The sequence below is a fragment of the Acinetobacter corruptisaponis genome, from assembly GCF_030053775.1.
Classification (GTDB): domain Bacteria; phylum Pseudomonadota; class Gammaproteobacteria; order Pseudomonadales; family Moraxellaceae; genus Acinetobacter; species Acinetobacter corruptisaponis.
Window position 1 is genome coordinate 3,070,440 of sequence record NZ_CP125669.1, and the last position, 15,578, is coordinate 3,086,017.

At 44.0% G+C, this 15,578-nt stretch carries 13 protein-coding genes; 6 read left to right on the top strand and 7 right to left on the bottom strand.

All coding sequences use genetic code 11. The features are described from left to right. The first annotated feature begins 340 nt into the window (after positions 1–340). Entirely contained in the window at positions 341–898 is a 558-nt protein-coding gene (locus QLH32_RS14620; protein WP_283266797.1) for a TetR/AcrR family transcriptional regulator, read from the top strand. A gap of 78 nt (positions 899–976) precedes the next feature. On the opposite strand, the gene QLH32_RS14625 is transcribed toward QLH32_RS14620, so the two are convergent. The 5 genes from QLH32_RS14625 to QLH32_RS14645 form a co-directional block, all read right to left on the bottom strand. Next, a complete protein-coding gene (locus QLH32_RS14625) occupies positions 977–2,050 on the bottom strand; it encodes a hypothetical protein (protein WP_279959532.1) in 1,074 nt (357 codons plus the stop codon). 149 nt (positions 2,051–2,199) lie between these two features. Then, the gene (locus QLH32_RS14630; RefSeq protein WP_267980081.1) at positions 2,200–3,483 is read right to left on the bottom strand and encodes a ribonucleotide-diphosphate reductase subunit beta; all 1,284 of its coding nucleotides are present in this window, start codon (positions 3,481–3,483) and stop codon (positions 2,200–2,202) included. Positions 3,484–3,524: 41 nt separating this feature from the next. Then, positions 3,525–3,989: a hypothetical protein gene (locus QLH32_RS14635; protein WP_279959531.1), complete on the bottom strand. Its 465-nt coding sequence runs from the start codon at positions 3,987–3,989 to the stop codon at positions 3,525–3,527. Positions 3,990–4,011: 22 nt separating this feature from the next. Beyond that, the gene (locus tag QLH32_RS14640; protein WP_267980083.1) at positions 4,012–4,140 is read right to left on the bottom strand and encodes a preprotein translocase subunit YajC; all 129 of its coding nucleotides are present in this window, start codon (positions 4,138–4,140) and stop codon (positions 4,012–4,014) included. Between the two features lie 134 nt (positions 4,141–4,274). Then, a complete protein-coding gene (locus QLH32_RS14645) occupies positions 4,275–7,109 on the bottom strand; it encodes a ribonucleoside-diphosphate reductase subunit alpha (RefSeq protein ID WP_267980084.1) in 2,835 nt (944 codons plus the stop codon). A gap of 522 nt (positions 7,110–7,631) precedes the next feature. Here QLH32_RS14645 and bfmR point away from each other — a divergent pair. Both bfmR and bfmS read left to right on the top strand, forming a co-directional pair. Continuing rightward, positions 7,632–8,348 carry a response regulator transcription factor BfmR gene (gene bfmR, locus QLH32_RS14650; protein WP_004655457.1) on the top strand — a complete coding sequence of 239 codons (717 nt, stop codon included), beginning with the start codon at positions 7,632–7,634 and terminating at the stop codon, positions 8,346–8,348. A 110-nt stretch (positions 8,349–8,458) separates the two neighbouring features. Beyond that, positions 8,459–10,105, top strand: a complete 1,647-nt coding sequence (bfmS, locus tag QLH32_RS14655) for a sensor histidine kinase BfmS (protein ID WP_267980085.1) — start codon at positions 8,459–8,461, stop codon at positions 10,103–10,105. 90 nt (positions 10,106–10,195) lie between these two features. On the opposite strand, the gene QLH32_RS14660 is transcribed toward bfmS, so the two are convergent. Continuing rightward, the gene (locus QLH32_RS14660) at positions 10,196–10,552 is read right to left on the bottom strand and encodes a hypothetical protein (protein WP_283266799.1); all 357 of its coding nucleotides are present in this window, start codon (positions 10,550–10,552) and stop codon (positions 10,196–10,198) included. Between the two features lie 92 nt (positions 10,553–10,644). After that, on the bottom strand, positions 10,645–12,063 hold the full coding sequence (locus QLH32_RS14665; protein ID WP_283266801.1) for a GGDEF domain-containing protein: 1,419 nt from the start codon (positions 12,061–12,063) through the stop codon (positions 10,645–10,647). A gap of 397 nt (positions 12,064–12,460) precedes the next feature. Here QLH32_RS14665 and ndhC point away from each other — a divergent pair, with 397 nt between their 5' ends. The 3 genes from ndhC to nuoC all read left to right on the top strand — a co-directional run bounded on the left by ndhC (position 12,461) and on the right by nuoC (position 15,575). After that, positions 12,461–13,012 carry an NADH-quinone oxidoreductase subunit A gene (gene ndhC, locus QLH32_RS14670; protein WP_267980087.1) on the top strand — a complete coding sequence of 184 codons (552 nt, stop codon included), beginning with the start codon at positions 12,461–12,463 and terminating at the stop codon, positions 13,010–13,012. A 6-nt stretch (positions 13,013–13,018) separates the two neighbouring features. Beyond that, a complete protein-coding gene (locus tag QLH32_RS14675; protein WP_004638049.1) occupies positions 13,019–13,696 on the top strand; it encodes a NuoB/complex I 20 kDa subunit family protein in 678 nt (225 codons plus the stop codon). Between the two features lie 91 nt (positions 13,697–13,787). Continuing rightward, on the top strand, positions 13,788–15,575 hold the full coding sequence (gene nuoC, locus QLH32_RS14680; RefSeq protein ID WP_267980088.1) for an NADH-quinone oxidoreductase subunit C/D: 1,788 nt from the start codon (positions 13,788–13,790) through the stop codon (positions 15,573–15,575). The last annotated feature ends 3 nt before the right edge of the window (positions 15,576–15,578 follow it).

The following is a 15,578-nucleotide window of genomic DNA, read 5'->3' on the forward strand; positions in this document are numbered from 1 at the left end:
TGGGACACCTTCGGGTGTGCTGGAGTTGAAACCAGTCTGCTAACCCTCTTTCGTTCTGCCACCATAATTCTTAATGAGTACATTGGCAGAATTCCGAATTTTAGGAGTTGGCTATGTATTTAATTCTTATACCTCCAGATTAGTCTTTTACACAGCTTGATCGCTTTTGAGCTTTCAGGCCTTAGTTCGTTGCGACTAAAAAAACAGATCAACAATAAAACTTGAGATGCGACAGGGCAGTCTTTCAGGGCCTCTGCATGCCTTTTTTCGCCCACCATAAGGGCAAAGGGAGTTTGATCTCATTTAAATACAACAAAAAAGATGAGTGGACAGTATCTATATGTCAAATTTAAAAATTTCTCCAAGAGCATTACAAGTAGTTCATACTTCAATCCAGCTATTTGATCACTATGGATTTCATAAGGCAGGCATAGACTTTATTTTGCAGCAAACCAAAATCGCCAAAATGACGTTTTATAATAATTTTCAGTCTAAAGAACGATTTATTGAAATATGCATGACGGTGCAAAAAGATCGGCTTAAACAAGAGGTGCTGGCAGTTATTTATTCATGCCAACACCTTACGGCAGCCGATAAACTCAGGGAAATTTATCTTTTACATGCAGACCTGAATAGCCCTTATCATCTTCTGTTCAAGGCCATTTTTGAAATTGAACAGCTTTATCGTACAGCCTATCAAGTGGTGATTGAATATCGGGAATGGCTGGTTCAGGAAATTCTTGAATTGTTGTCAGGTATGGAAATGAGCCTGTTAAAACCTGATGTTGATCTGTTTTTATTTATGATTGATGGGGCAATGGTTCAGTTATTGAGTGGGTTTGAGGTGGATCGGGATGGAATATGGGCCATATCGACCAATCTGCCACAATACAATTGAGTATACCTTGAGTATTAGGCTGCGAAACTAGATCACTTTATAAAATCATACTGATGAGTCTGGTTGCTAATAAATAGTCTAGGTTTTACTGGATTTTTTTTCATGCATATACTGATACAAACTAATCGCTGGCATAAAAATAATTGCAGGAAATACAACAAACCCAAAGAAAAACCAAATGGTTTGCTGTTGATATTTATAATTATTTATCATGGTTTTAGGTTGAATATCATATTCGCTGGTTTTGATTCCTAATAAAATAACTTCGGGATATTTTAGATAAGAGTATCCTGTTGTATAAATGATCTTTGCTTCTTTCTGATCAAATTGTTTTAACTGAGGGCAGCTATCATCTCTATCAATAAAATTGCAGAATAATGTCAGATTTTGCTGATCTGGTTTTATATTTAGCTCAATATTTTCCCAGCTTCGTCTAGCTTTTCCTCTGGTTTCATAATATTTATTAAGTAAAATTCCTTGTTCTGAATATGTCTTTCCAGAAAAAGAGTTAATATTGGCGAAAGCGAGTTTTGTCATCTTATAAATTTCATGACCTGCTCCAGTAATAATAGGTGAAATGCTCATAAAATTTATAAGTAAAAGCATAATAATATTGAGTTTTTCTTCATTGTTTTTAAAAAGTACCACGCTCATAAAGCATGGTATAATAAGTAAAAGAAAACTAACAACGCCCAGTCCATCAAAACGTTCTAGTAAGCAAATAAAAAAAATCGTTATTATGCTGTAACTAAATAGAAAAATTACAATTGATTTTTGGATTGTACTGAGTTTAGAAAAGTTAAATTTTGGTTCTTCTGGCTGAGGTTGTGGTTTAGGATCACCTTTCTTTCTAATAGATGCTTCAAAGGAGGATACTCCTTGTGGTTCTATTACTAGATAAAGTTGGGCGATCAGCTTTTGTATATGATCTTCATATAGAGATTTTTTACTACATAAGAAATTAATCTTTTTGGATTTCTTATTTATACAAGTAAAGGCAACCTCCAGATTTGAACTCATCTGTGCATTGATAGGTATTGTGGTCGATTGATCAAAGAAAAAATGTTCTTTATTGGATTTCACTATTCCAGAACAATCAATGGGGTTGTAATAGCTAATAGTCCCGTATTGAATATTATACTGACTATGCATTAATTTGATTTTCCATTTTTAATAAAGGTGTTGGTTTCAAGTAAAATTGTTTTTATATGCCGAAGTTTTTTCTAATACTATTAAAGTTCTCTATTTGGAATATAGGCTGCCAAGTATTAATGGCAGCCTATATTTAAATGCAATTTATCTTACCAGCTTAACGCACCACCAGTCTGATAATCCGTTACACGCGTTTCAAAGAAGTTCTTCTCTTTACGCAAGTCCATCATCTCAGACATCCACGCAAATGGATTGGTCACGCCAGCAAACTGCTCTGGTAAACCAAGTTGAGACAAACGGCGGTTACAGATGAACTTCAAGTATTCTTCCATCATGCTTGCATTCATGCCCAATACACCACGCGGCATAGTGTCACGTGCATATTCGATTTCAAGCATGGTACCTTCAAGAATCATTTGAATCACTTCCTGTTGGAACTCATTTGTCCAAAGGTGAGGGTTCTCGATCTTGATCTGGTTGATCATGTCGATACCAAAATTCAGGTGCATCGACTCATCACGCAAAATGTACTGGAACTGCTCAGCAACACCGTTCATCTTGTTACGGCGGCCCATACTCAAAATCTGGGTAAAGCCACAGTAGAAGAAAATCCCTTCAAGTACGCAGTAGAATGCGATCAGGTTACGCAATAAACGCTGGTCGTTTTCAGGTGTGCCTGTGTGGAACGTTGGGTCGCTTAAAGATTGCGTATATTTCAGGCCCCACGATGCCTTGCGTGCAACGCTTGGCACTTCACGGTACATATTGAAGACTTCGCCTTCATCCATACCCAAAGACTCAATACAGTATTGGTAGGCATGGGTATGAATCGCTTCCTCAAACGCCTGACGCAGGATGTACTGGCGGCATTCAGGGTTGGTGATGTGGCGGTAGATGGCCAATACCAGATTGTTTGCAACCAGTGAATCCGCAGTCGAGAAGAAACCTAAAGAACGCATCACAATGGTACGCTCATCTTCGGTCAAGCCATTTTCAGACTTCCAAAGCGCGATGTCATGGTTCATGTTGATTTCTTGTGGCATCCAGTGGTTGGCACACCCGTCAAGGTATTTCTGCCAAGCCCACTCATACTTAAATGGTACAAGCTGGTTTAAGTCTGCACGGCAGTTGATCATGGCCTTGTCATCAACCTGTACACGCTGTGCGCCCATTTCCAGTTCTTCCAGACCTGGCGCAACGTCAAGATGTTCTAGGGCTTCAGATGCTCTAGCCAGCGAATCGGTTGGATTTGTTGATCGCACGGTACTGGCTCCAGCGGATTGTGGAGCTGCCACACGCGGCGATGATGGCTCTGCATCAGATACCACTTGCGTATCAACCGTTTTTTGCGATTCGAGGGACGCAGACTTGTGTTCAGGTGCAGTCGGTTTTTGCGTATCATCTTCAAAATCGTCCCAGCTAAGGATAGACATAATTTATCTCACTCTAATCTTAATCTATTTACATTGCAGTTTTAGGAACTTAGAAAATGAATTAGGCCCAAAACTAAAATTAGTAAAATCACACCAATCGTCATACTGACTAATAATTTAAAATGGGTGGGATTATAAGGTTTGGGTAATTGATCAGGCTCTAATAGTTTGCCTTGTTCATTATAAATAGCGACAAAGCTAGCTCCGCTATTAAATCCAAGTTCTCGTAAAGCTCGCAGTTCTACAAATGTTAAACCTGCTTCTGTTCGTTCCATTGCCTGAATAAACAGGTAAGGGGCAGGTTGAAGCATTCCTGCTGTGGTTTGTTTCATTAATTTGTGTAATACATTCTCTGCAACCGCAAAATTATCAATCAATGAACGAAGATGTGAAAAATTGGCATGCTCAGTGATTTGCTTGGTGGCGTAGCTGAGCAACATTCGATCAACATAAATTTGGACTAATCTCGCATTTGGATGTAGTACTAAATCTTGTTGAAGTGCCATCTTATTTTCCTAATCAATCACTTTATTGATCTTGCTTTTGCTGCTGTTTACGAATTTTAAAAAATGCGTAAACCATAGGAATATAAAAAACTAAAAAGGCAAGAATCAGGACAATCACACCAAATTGATAATTATGACTGAGATGGAACATGATCTTTGCCTCGATTTATCTTCTTTTCAACCTCTCCCTGACCCTCTCCTTTTAGGAGAGGGTATAGCATGAATCATATTCAGCATTAGATTCATGGCAAGTCCCCCTCCTTTTAGGAGGGTCTAGGGGCAGTCTTACTGACAAGCTTCGCAGTCTGGATTGTCAATTGAACACGCCAATGGTACAGGCGCAGCCGTAGCAAAATCCTCTTCAACTTGTACATCAGGCTTTTTCTCTACAACCACTGCCTGTGCCGCAACAACAGGTGCTTCAACAGCCGCTGGTTTAACCGCATTAAGTGCGCCAGTATTGATTGTTGATTTCTCGGCAGAGGTTGCACCCAAAGCTCGGAGATAATAGGTGGTTTTTAGGCCACGCAACCATGCCATTTTATAGGTGATGTCCAGTTTCTTACCATTTGCACCAGAGATGTAAAGGTTAAGTGACTGCGCCTGATCAATCCATTTTTGACGACGGGATGCGGCATCCACAATCCAGCGTGGCTCAACTTCAAATGCAGTGGCAAAAATTGCTTTCAATTCTTCAGGAATACGGGCAATTTTCTGTACAGAACCTTCAAAATGTTTCAGGTCATTCACCATCACGGTATCCCACAGACCACGTTCTTTTAATGCACGAACAAGGTAAGGGTTGATGACAGTGAACTCACCAGAAAGGTTTGATTTCACATACAGGTTCTGGAATGTTGGCTCAATTGACTGAGACACACCACAAATGTTTGAAATGGTTGCGGTTGGTGCAATCGCCATCACATTTGAGTTACGCATACCATCTTTTTGAACTTTGGCACGTAAAGTGTTCCAGTCCAGACGTTGGGTACGGTCAACCTCAAACATACGCTCAGGACGAGTTTTACCAACAAGGTCTAAAGAATCAATTGGCAAGATGCCCTGATCCCACAGTGAACCCTTGAATGTTGAATAGGCACCACGTTCAATCGCAAGGTCACTAGAGGTTTGGATTGCATAGTAGCTGATCACTTCCATTGATTCATCAGCAAAGTCAACCGCTTCATCTGAACCGTAGGCGATGCCCATTTCATAAAGCGCATCCTGGAAGCCCATGATCCCCATACCCACAGGGCGGTGTTTCAGGTTCGAGTTCTTCGCCTGTGGCACTGCATAGTAGTTGATGTCGATCACGTTATCGAGCATACGCACTGCTGTCTTGATGGTGCGGGCAAGTTTCTCACGATCCAGCACACCACCCTGAACGTGTTGTACAAGGTTGATTGAACCAAGGTTACATACCGCGATTTCATCCTGATTGGTATTCAGGGTGATTTCTGTACACAGGTTGGATGAGTGAACCACGCCCACGTGTTGTTGTGGTGAACGCAGGTTACATACATCCTTGAACGTGATCCATGGATGGCCTGTTTCAAACAGCATGGAAAGCATTTTGCGCCATAAGTCTTTGGCACGTACTTTCTTGTGCAGCAAGTTTTGTTCTTTGGCTACAGCTTCGTAGTGTGCATAACGCTCAGCAAATTCAGCACCAGTCAGGTCATGTAGGTCTGGCACTTCAGATGGTGTGAACAGTGTCCATTCAGCATCTTCAAATACACGTTGCATGAACAGGTCAGGCACCCAGTTTGCTGTGTTCATGTCGTGGGTACGACGACGGTCATCACCTGTGTTCTTACGCAGTTCTAGGAATTCTTCAACGTCTAAGTGCCAGGTTTCCAGGTATGCACAGACAGCACCTTTACGCTTACCACCCTGATTCACTGCAACAGCGGTATCGTTCGCTACTTTCAGGAATGGCACCACACCCTGAGACTTACCATTTGTACCCTTGATATAAGAGTTCAAGGCACGTACAGGTGTCCAGTCATTGCCTAAACCGCCCGCCCATTTAGACAGCATGGCGTTGTCACGCATTGCGCCATAAATGTCATACAGGTCATCACCAATGGTGGTGAGGTAGCAGCTTGAAAGTTGCGGACGCAATGTACCAGAGTTGAACAGGGTAGGCGTAGAGGCCATGTAGTCGAAGCTTGACAACAGGTTATAGAACTCAATTGCACGCTCTTCCTTATTGTCTTCATTAAGCGCCAGACCCATTGACACGCGCATAAAGAATAACTGTGGTAATTCAAAACGCACGCCATTTGAATGGATAAAGTAACGGTCAAATAATGTCTGTAGACCTAAATAGGTAAACTGGTTTGAACGTTCTGGCTGAATCGCCGCCGCCAGTTTGGCAAGGTCAAAATCAAGCAGTTCTGGAGATAAAAGATCAAGCTCGATCCCTTTCTTCAGGAATGTTTCTAAAGCATCGCCTTCCAGCGTATCGGTTGCTAAACCTAAAAACTCAAGACCTGTGCTCACCAGTTCATTACGCAATAAACGCGCAGTCACATAGGTGTAGTTTGGTTCCTGTTCAATACGGGTACGTGTCGCCATCATCATGGTGGTGGCAATGTCGCTTTCCTTTACACCGTTATAGAGGTTCTTAACGGTTTCATCGACAATGGCCTGAACATCAATCCCTTCAAGACCCGCACTTGCAGTTTCAATGTTGGCTGTAAGCGCACCCAGGTCCAACGGCTGGAGCTGACCATTGGCATCGGTAATCTGTAGGGTAGGGTGATGGTTCGCACCTGCCTGCTGACGGGCGGTGGCACGCTGTTCACGGTAAATCACGTAGGCGCGGGCAACCTTTTGCTCGCCTGTGCGCATCAACGCCAATTCAACCTGATCCTGAATCTCTTCAATATGAATTGTGCCACCTGATGGTAAACGGCGATTAAAGGTATTCAGCACCATCTCTGTGAGTTGCTCAATACGGTCATGGATACGACTTGAGTCGGCTCCCTGCTGACCTTCAACAGCTAAAAAGGCTTTTCCAATCGCAACAGAAATCTTCTCGGCATTAAATGTCGCGATTTCTCCAGTGCGCTTAATAACCTGAATTTGGCCAGGTGCGGAAGTGATGATGCTCATGTCAGCATAGCTCCATTATCATCTATTTTTATGTTCATAGACCGTTTGAACCGTGCACAAAATATGCCACGATGTTTGAGGGATAAACACAATACTTAGTGGTTAAAGTTTATTTTCAACACAAGATACGGGATTTTTAACAGCAGATCAATCTTGACATTTTACTAAAGTTTTTTTCGTGTTTTAACTGCTGTATTCACAGGCACATAGCATAGCAAAGGGCTTTAAAAAGACGTATAGATAACTCTGTGGATAACTCAAAAAACAGACACTTAAATTATTTCGGAAGCGCAAAGAAACAAATTGTTTAATACTGGTACAAAATTTATACTCAATATCCATGTTGTTTATAACAAGCATGTAATTCTGAAAAAGACATTAAAATTCATCATATTAATAAAAATATAACAAAACTGGGTGGACGTGTATCAGTTTGGTGAACGACCACTTGTTTACAATGTAAACGTGTGTATATTGCAAATCATAAACCAATGTATCTGTAAGATTATTAGGGGCAAATAAATGAGCCAAGAAGAAAAGTTACCAAAGATTCTGATCGTTGAAGATGACGAACGTTTAGCACGCTTAACCCAGGAGTATTTAATCCGTAACGGTTTGGAAGTTGGGGTTGAAACTGATGGTAACCGTGCCATTCGTCGTATTATCAGTGAACAGCCTGATTTAGTGGTGCTGGATGTAATGTTGCCTGGGGCGGATGGTCTAACCGTTTGTCGCGAAGTCCGTCCACACTACCATCAACCAATCCTGATGCTGACCGCACGTACTGAAGATATGGATCAGGTGCTTGGTCTGGAAATGGGTGCGGATGACTATGTTGCCAAACCTGTGCAACCGCGTGTCTTGCTTGCACGTATCCGCGCGTTATTACGCCGTACCGACAAGACGGTTGAGGATGAAGTGGCGCAGCGTATCGAGTTTGATGATCTGGTGATTGATAACGGTGGTCGTTCAGTGACACTCAATGGTGAGTTGGTTGACTTCACCAGCGCGGAATATGATCTGTTGTGGCTGCTGGCTTCAAACGCGGGCCGTATCCTTTCCCGTGAAGACATCTTTGAGCGTTTGCGTGGCATTGAATACGATGGTCAGGACCGTTCAATCGACGTGCGTATTTCCCGTATCCGTCCGAAAATTGGTGATGACCCAGAGAATCCAAAACGTATTAAGACGGTGCGCAGCAAGGGTTATTTATTCGTCAAAGAAACCAACGGGATATAAATCCCTTTCTTGCAGAGCTTTAGCCACTCCCCGCCTTTAAGAACAGAGGTGACTCCTCTCTGATGAGAGGAAAGTGGGGGATGCTAAATTAGCTGGGAATTATTTACCCTATGGTGAGTCGAGTACTGAAAAACAGCATATTCTTGCGTATTTATGCTGGGCTGGTGGTTTTGGTCGTTGTTGTGGCGGCATTCTGTTATTTGCTAGTGCAGATCATTAACTACCAACGGGCGCAGGAATATCGTGAATCCCTGACAGATGGTATTTCCTATGTCATCAGTGAGGGCGTGGCTCGCCAACCAGAAAAACAGCAAAAGCTGGACTGGATTTCAGATGCTTCCGATTTGCTGGAGCTTCCCATCTATTATGTTGATGCGGCGCGGGTGGAGCTTTCCCGTACCGAGCGAAAGCGGATCGCCGAGCAACAGTCCGTTGTTCGTTACGATGCCAATAATGGCATCGGTTATGTCATTATTGGGCTGAAAGATGATCCCAAACATTTTCTCTACATTAAGGTAGATAAAATCGGCGAGCGGCAGATGAAAGCACTGCCAATTTTCGTGCTGGACTACCTGATCTTTTATCCAGGTCAAGAGCGCGAATATCTGGAAAAAATTAAAAAGCACTTCTATTATCCCATTGAAATTGCCGATATCCGAGACATTAACCTCGACTCTGAACAGATTGGCCGTTTGCGTCAGGACCAGAGTGTGCTGATGTATAAAGACAGTGCCAGCATACGTGGCACCACCATCTCGATTGTATCTCCAATGCCCAACCATCCTGCACAGGTACTGGTTCTAGGGCCAGTACCGATGTTTAACTGGATGCCTTTCCAGCTTGCGGCTGGTATTACCTTATTTAGTTTGTTCTTGCTGAGCCTTGGCGTATATGGACTGATTCTGCCTTTGGAGCGTAAAGTTCGTCAGGTTCGTCATGCCTTGAATAAGATGAAGTCAGGCGACCTGTCATTGCGTGTCCCGATTGAGGGAACCGATGAAATGGCGAATCTGGCATCAAGTTATAACAATATGTCAGACCATATCCAGCGCCTGATTGAGGCACAGCGGGAATTGATGCGTGCGGTTTCGCATGAGCTGAGAACGCCTGTGGCCCGTATCCGTTTTGGTATGGAAATGCTGGCGGAAGAGGACGACTACAGTTACCGTATTCAGCAGGTGGACATGATTGACAAGGATATTGAGGCGCTCAATACCCTGATTGATGAGATCATGACCTATGCCAAACTGGAGCAGGGCACACCATCGCTTGATTTTGAAGACCTTGTGCTGGTCGAGGTGCTGGATCAGGTGGCAATGGAGACCGAGGCACTCAAAACCCAGAAAGAAATTGAATTGATTGCTCCACCTCTGGCATTACGTGTTGATGCCGAGCGCCGTTATCTGCATCGTGTGGTACAGAACCTTGTGGGCAATGCAGTGCGCTACTGTGACAACAAGGTGCGTATCAGTGGCGGTGTGCGTGCTGATGGCAAGGCTTATGTGTGCGTGGAGGATGATGGTCCTGGGATTCCAGAGCAAGAGCGCTCACGTATTTTTGAGGCATTTGCGCGTCTGGACGATAGCCGTACCCGTGCATCGGGTGGCTATGGTTTAGGCCTTTCGATTGTGAGCCGTATTGCCTACTGGTTTGGTGGTGAGATTCAGGTTGACCAAAGTCCAAACTTGGGTGGGGCACGTTTTGTCATGACCTGGCCAGCCAAACGCTATAAACAAAGCGGTAAAAATAAAATCTAGGTTTCGGGCATTAGGATTTTATAAGAAACCAAAGCCATTATGGCTTTGGTAAAGTGTATGGCTTAAAACTTGTGATAGATTGACTTATATTTATTCATGCACAGATGGATCAGGTTCAATCAATGGCTGTCCTGACCGTAAACTATTGAGGGCATCCGTATTAAAGTCAATCAACAGTGAATTGTTCTTAACATCAATTTTATAGCTTTTGATGAGTGCCTGATCTCCATTGAGGGTTTCTACCTTGTAACTATCGGCAATATTGAGAATACTTTCTAGATTGGTTGTGGTCGCCGCAAAATCCTCTCTAAATACTTCGTATATGTCTCTTAAATCAAAAATCGCGTTATCAGCATCTGGATGTTTTCGAACATAACTTTCTATATGACGCATCAGTAGTTGTGAAAAAAAGAAATAATCCGAGTCGTGGGTGTATTCTAGATGCATATTTTTCTCCTTGTTTGCTTCTTTTAGAATACTCATCTATTGCGTCGGCTGTGTATAAAGATAATTAAAGTATTTTGCTGAATTGCAACATATTATGTCGAAATCACCACCTGATTTCGGCCCTGTCTTTTTGCCTGATAAAGTGCATCATCCGCCTGCTTGAATAAATGCTCAATCAGTTGATGGTTTTCAGGCGTGCAAATACACAGGCCAATGCTGAGCTGGATGAAAAAATACCGCTGTTGGTCAATTGAAATAGCAGTTTGGCTCATGTGCTGGCGAATCTGTTCAGCACAGGCATGGGCAGCCTCAAGGCTGGTGTCTGCCATAAAGATGGCGAACTCCTCACCACCCAAACGTCCGAGCAGGTCATTCGGTCTAAGCTGTGCCTGAATGGTTTGCACACAGCTTTGCAATGCGCGGTCTCCCATCTGGTGTCCATAGCTGTCATTGACCTGCTTGAAATGGTCCACATCCAGCATCAGGAATGCTGTGGTTTGTCCCTGTTGGGTTGCCTGTTGCTGGATTAACTGTACGGACTGGAGAAATTGACGTCGGGTCAGGCTGGAGGTGAGTTCATCGTGTGCAATGGTGTGCTGTAATTCCTGAATCAGTTTGGATCTCACCAGATTGATGCTGGAGACGGTCAAGGGTGCAATCGTCATCATGATCAATCCAATACGGATGGAAATGGTGTTGTGGAGATACTGGTCTGGATACAGCAATAAATAGCTTTGCGACACATGGTAAATGATAAAGGCACAACTGATAGCGGTAATCATCGCCACTGAAAAATGTCGGTAACGCAGTGCACACCAGATTAAGGCCGCAATCGGATAGAGTAGGGAACCAGGTCCTGCATCGTAGTAACCAATCGCAATGGAAAGAATCACGGCGAATAAAGGCAGGATTTCCTGAATGGTTTGGGTTTTAAACTCTTTGAGTTGTTGCCTGAATTCTGCAAAGGCGGGTGCGCTCAGCATTGCAGGCAACAGCAATAAGGCGTTCTGGATTTCCGCAGTAAACCAGTAGCCAAAGTCAGTTACAAATGAACCCAGGGCAAACTTGGTGTTAAAGAAAGGCAGGGTAATGGCTGCAAACAGGGAGCTGGATAGACCGCCCACACAACAAAAACTAAACAAAAAAAGATAAAAATAACCGTGATGTATGGAACGGATCAAGGCATTGAACCGAATGTACAGGGCGAGTGCCGTGAACACATAGAGCAGGTTGGCGGTAGTGAGGCAGACATTGAGTAGAAACGGCGTATCCTGCAATGTATCGGCAAGCAGGTAGCCAACAATCGCACCAATAAAGCTGATGGGATGCCGTGTTTGTGGAAAGCGAATCAGCAAACCCAGCAAAACCGAGTTGGCAGGCCAAAATGAGGCCAGAAAGGTGAGGTGTCGTGTTGCAATGCCCAACAGACAGCAGCAAAAGATAACCGCAGTAAACAGTAGGAAGAGCTGGAAAAGCGAGAGCGGCTTTAATGCTACTGTAGATTGAGGCATGCTGACGCGTTCCCTTGGGGAAATTTGGTGGCGCTATTATATAAATTTTGTTTAAATTTTCATCATAAATTTGTATCAATGCAATGATTTAGTTCGTGCTGCCATGTTTTTGGGCATGGGGAATGGAATTCGAATGTTTTTGGCGCATAGATAAAGAAAAAAATGATTGATATGTAATACTTGATTTGATAATTCGATTTTTAAGGGTGAATTCGTGGTGATCTGGGAGAGAAGCGTAAATTTATGGACAAAATCATCCGAAAGACTAAAGCGCATCAACTAGCATGCGAAATTAGAAATCAGGTACAATTGGCGGGATTAATTTTGTGTTTGGTGTATTTGAAGGCCAATACATACATTCTTTGTTAAAAATAGGCCTGCCAGGAGTTATCCCCGCATGAGTGCCATTACTCCATACGATTGGGCGATTATCGCTTTCGTGATCGGCGTTACATTTCTTTGCGTTTTTATGCTTACTGTTCCTCTACTCCTTGGGGGAAAAGCATGGGGACGTGCAAAGCAAGAGCAGTTTGAATCAGGTGTAGTTAGTGCGGGCGGTGCTCGTATTCGCTTGTCAGCCAAGTTCTATCTAGTTGCAATTTTCTTCGTTGTTTTTGACCTGGAAGCCCTTTACCTCTACGCATGGTCAACCTCTGTCCGTGAAGTGGGCTGGTTCGGGTTCACCACAGTGGTTATTTTCGTGGTGGATCTATTGATTGCCCTGATTTATGCCATTGCGGTTGGCGCATTAAACTGGGCTCCAACAGACCGTCGTAAGGCAGCGGGTGTAAAAACCCATATTGGTTCGCCAAATATGAACATTGCTGACATTACCCGATTCAACAACATCGAAGAATTGGTTGTCGATCCTACTGGTCATATTCCAGCACAGTCTTCTGGTCGTGTTAAATCCAAGACACCGACCACCTCAATAACTGAACAGGAGTAAGTCGGGATGAAATATACTTTAACCCGTGCGAATCCAGATGCCGATCAATATCCTTTGCAAGATCGTCAAATCGTCACTGACCCACTTGAGGAAGAAGTGAATAAAAGCGTGATGATGACGCGTCTTGAGGATGTGTTGCATACCGCAGTGAACTGGGGGCGTAAAAACTCGTTGTGGCCATTTAACTTTGGTACTTCATGCTGCTACGTTGAATATGCGACCACGTTAACGGGAGTGCATGACCTGTCACGTTTTGGTGCCGAGGTCATCCGTGCTTCACCGCGTCAGGCGGACTTGATGATTGTTGCAGGAACCTGCTTTGTTAAGATGGCGCCTGTAATCCAGCGTTTGTATGAACAGATGCTTGAGCCTAAATGGGTGATCTCAATGGGTGCCTGTGCCAACTCAGGTGGTATGTACGACATCTATTCCGTGGTTCAGGGCGTAGACAAAATTATTCCTGTTGATGTGTACATCCCAGGTTGTCCTCCTCGTCCAGAAGCACTTATTCAAGCATTGATGTTGCTTCAAGACCAAATTCAATTAGAGCGCCGTCCACTTTCAGCGGTGATTGGTGATGATCTTCAGCCTGTGTATAAGCCAAAGATGATGCCAGAACGTGACCGTAAAAACGCTGAACGTATTGCGGTGAAAAACCTGCGCTCTATGGATGAAATTAAATAATTTTTTGACGATGAGTTTTTGACGTATCCGTGATGGATATGGTCATCGAAAAAGAATTGCCAGAATTTGTATTAAATAGGAAGCCAAGCCAATGGCTGAAACTGACATTGCTATGCCAGAATCAACGCCAGTTGATTCACGCCCAGCATTTGCAATTGTGGAAGAGCTCAAAACCAAGTTTGGTGAGAACTTCTACGTGCAGGCGACTCGTGAAGAGTTTCCAACAGTCTGGGTTGAGCGCGCACGCGTGCAAGAAGTCCTTATGTTCCTCCGTAAAGTGGAACGTCCCTATGTGATGTTGTTTGACCTGTCAGCGGTGGATGAGCGTTTACGTGTTCACCGTGACGGTTTGCCACCATCAGACTTCACTGTGTTCTATCACTTGTTGTCGCTTGAGCGTAATACCGATATTCGTATCAAGGTTGCGTTGAATGAGAGCGACCTCAATATTCCAACAGCCACCAATATCTGGCCAAATGCCAACTGGTATGAGCGTGAAGCCTACGATATGTTTGGGATCAATTTCGAGGGGCATCCAATGCTTCGTCGTATCTTGTTGCCAACCTATTGGGAGGGTCATCCATTGCGTAAGGAATATTCTGCCCGTGCGACAGAATATACACCGTATATGCAAGACCAGGCCAAGCAGGATTTCGAACAGGAACACCTACGCTTTGTGCCTGAGGACTGGGGGCTAAAACGTGGCAATGCCGATGAAGACTTCATGTTCCTGAATCTGGGACCTAACCACCCATCTGCACACGGTGCGTTCCGTATTGTTTTGCAGTTGGATGGTGAAGAAGTGAAGGACTGTGTGCCTGACATTGGTTATCACCACCGTGGTGTGGAAAAGATGGCTGAGCGTCAAACATGGCATTCATTTATTCCTTATACGGATCGTGTTGACTACCTCGGTGGCTGTGCGCAAAACATGCCATACGTGATGGCGGTTGAGCAGCTTGCAGGGATTAAGGTGCCTGAGCGTGCGCAGGTGATCCGTGTCATGTTGAACGAATTGTTCCGTATCAACAACCACTTGCTTTACTGTGGTACTGCAATTCAGGATGCGGGTGGTATGACCCCTGTATTCTATATGTTCGCAGACCGTCAAAAAGTCTATGACATCGTTGAGGCGATTACGGGCTACCGTATGCACCCAGCGTGGTTCCGTATCGGTGGTACAGCGCATGATCTTCCAAACAACTGGCAGAAGCTTGTTAAAGAGTTGCTGGAATGGATGCCGAAACGTCTAAACGAATACTACACCGCTGCCCTGAAAAACTCAGTGTTTATTGGCCGTACGCGTAATGTAGCGCAATACGATGCCAAATCTGCGTTGGCATGGGGTGTGACGGGTACAGGTTTGCGTGCGACTGGTATTGATTTCGATGTACGTAAATATCGTCCATACAGTGGTTATGAAAACTTTGACTTTGATGTGCCAGTGGAATACGAGGGTGATGCCTACGCACGTGTGCTGGTGCATTTCCGTGAAATCACCGAGTCATTAAAAATCATTCAACAGTGCTTGGACAACATGCCATCTGGTCCATATAAAGCGGATCATCCATTGGCTGTTCCACCACCGAAAGACAAGACATTACAGGATATTGAAACCCTGATTACGCACTTCCTGAGTGTGTCATGGGGGCCTGTCATGCCAGCGGGTGAGGCATCATTTATGACTGAAGTGGTGAAAGGTGCGAGTACCTATTACCTCACTTCTGACAAGTCCACCATGAGCTACCGTACCCGTATTCGTACACCAACGTTCACACACTTGCAGCAAATTCCATCCGTGATTAACGGCAGTCTGGTATCTGACTTGATCATTTACTTGGCGACCATTGACGTGGTTATGGCTGACGTGGATCGCTAGGGG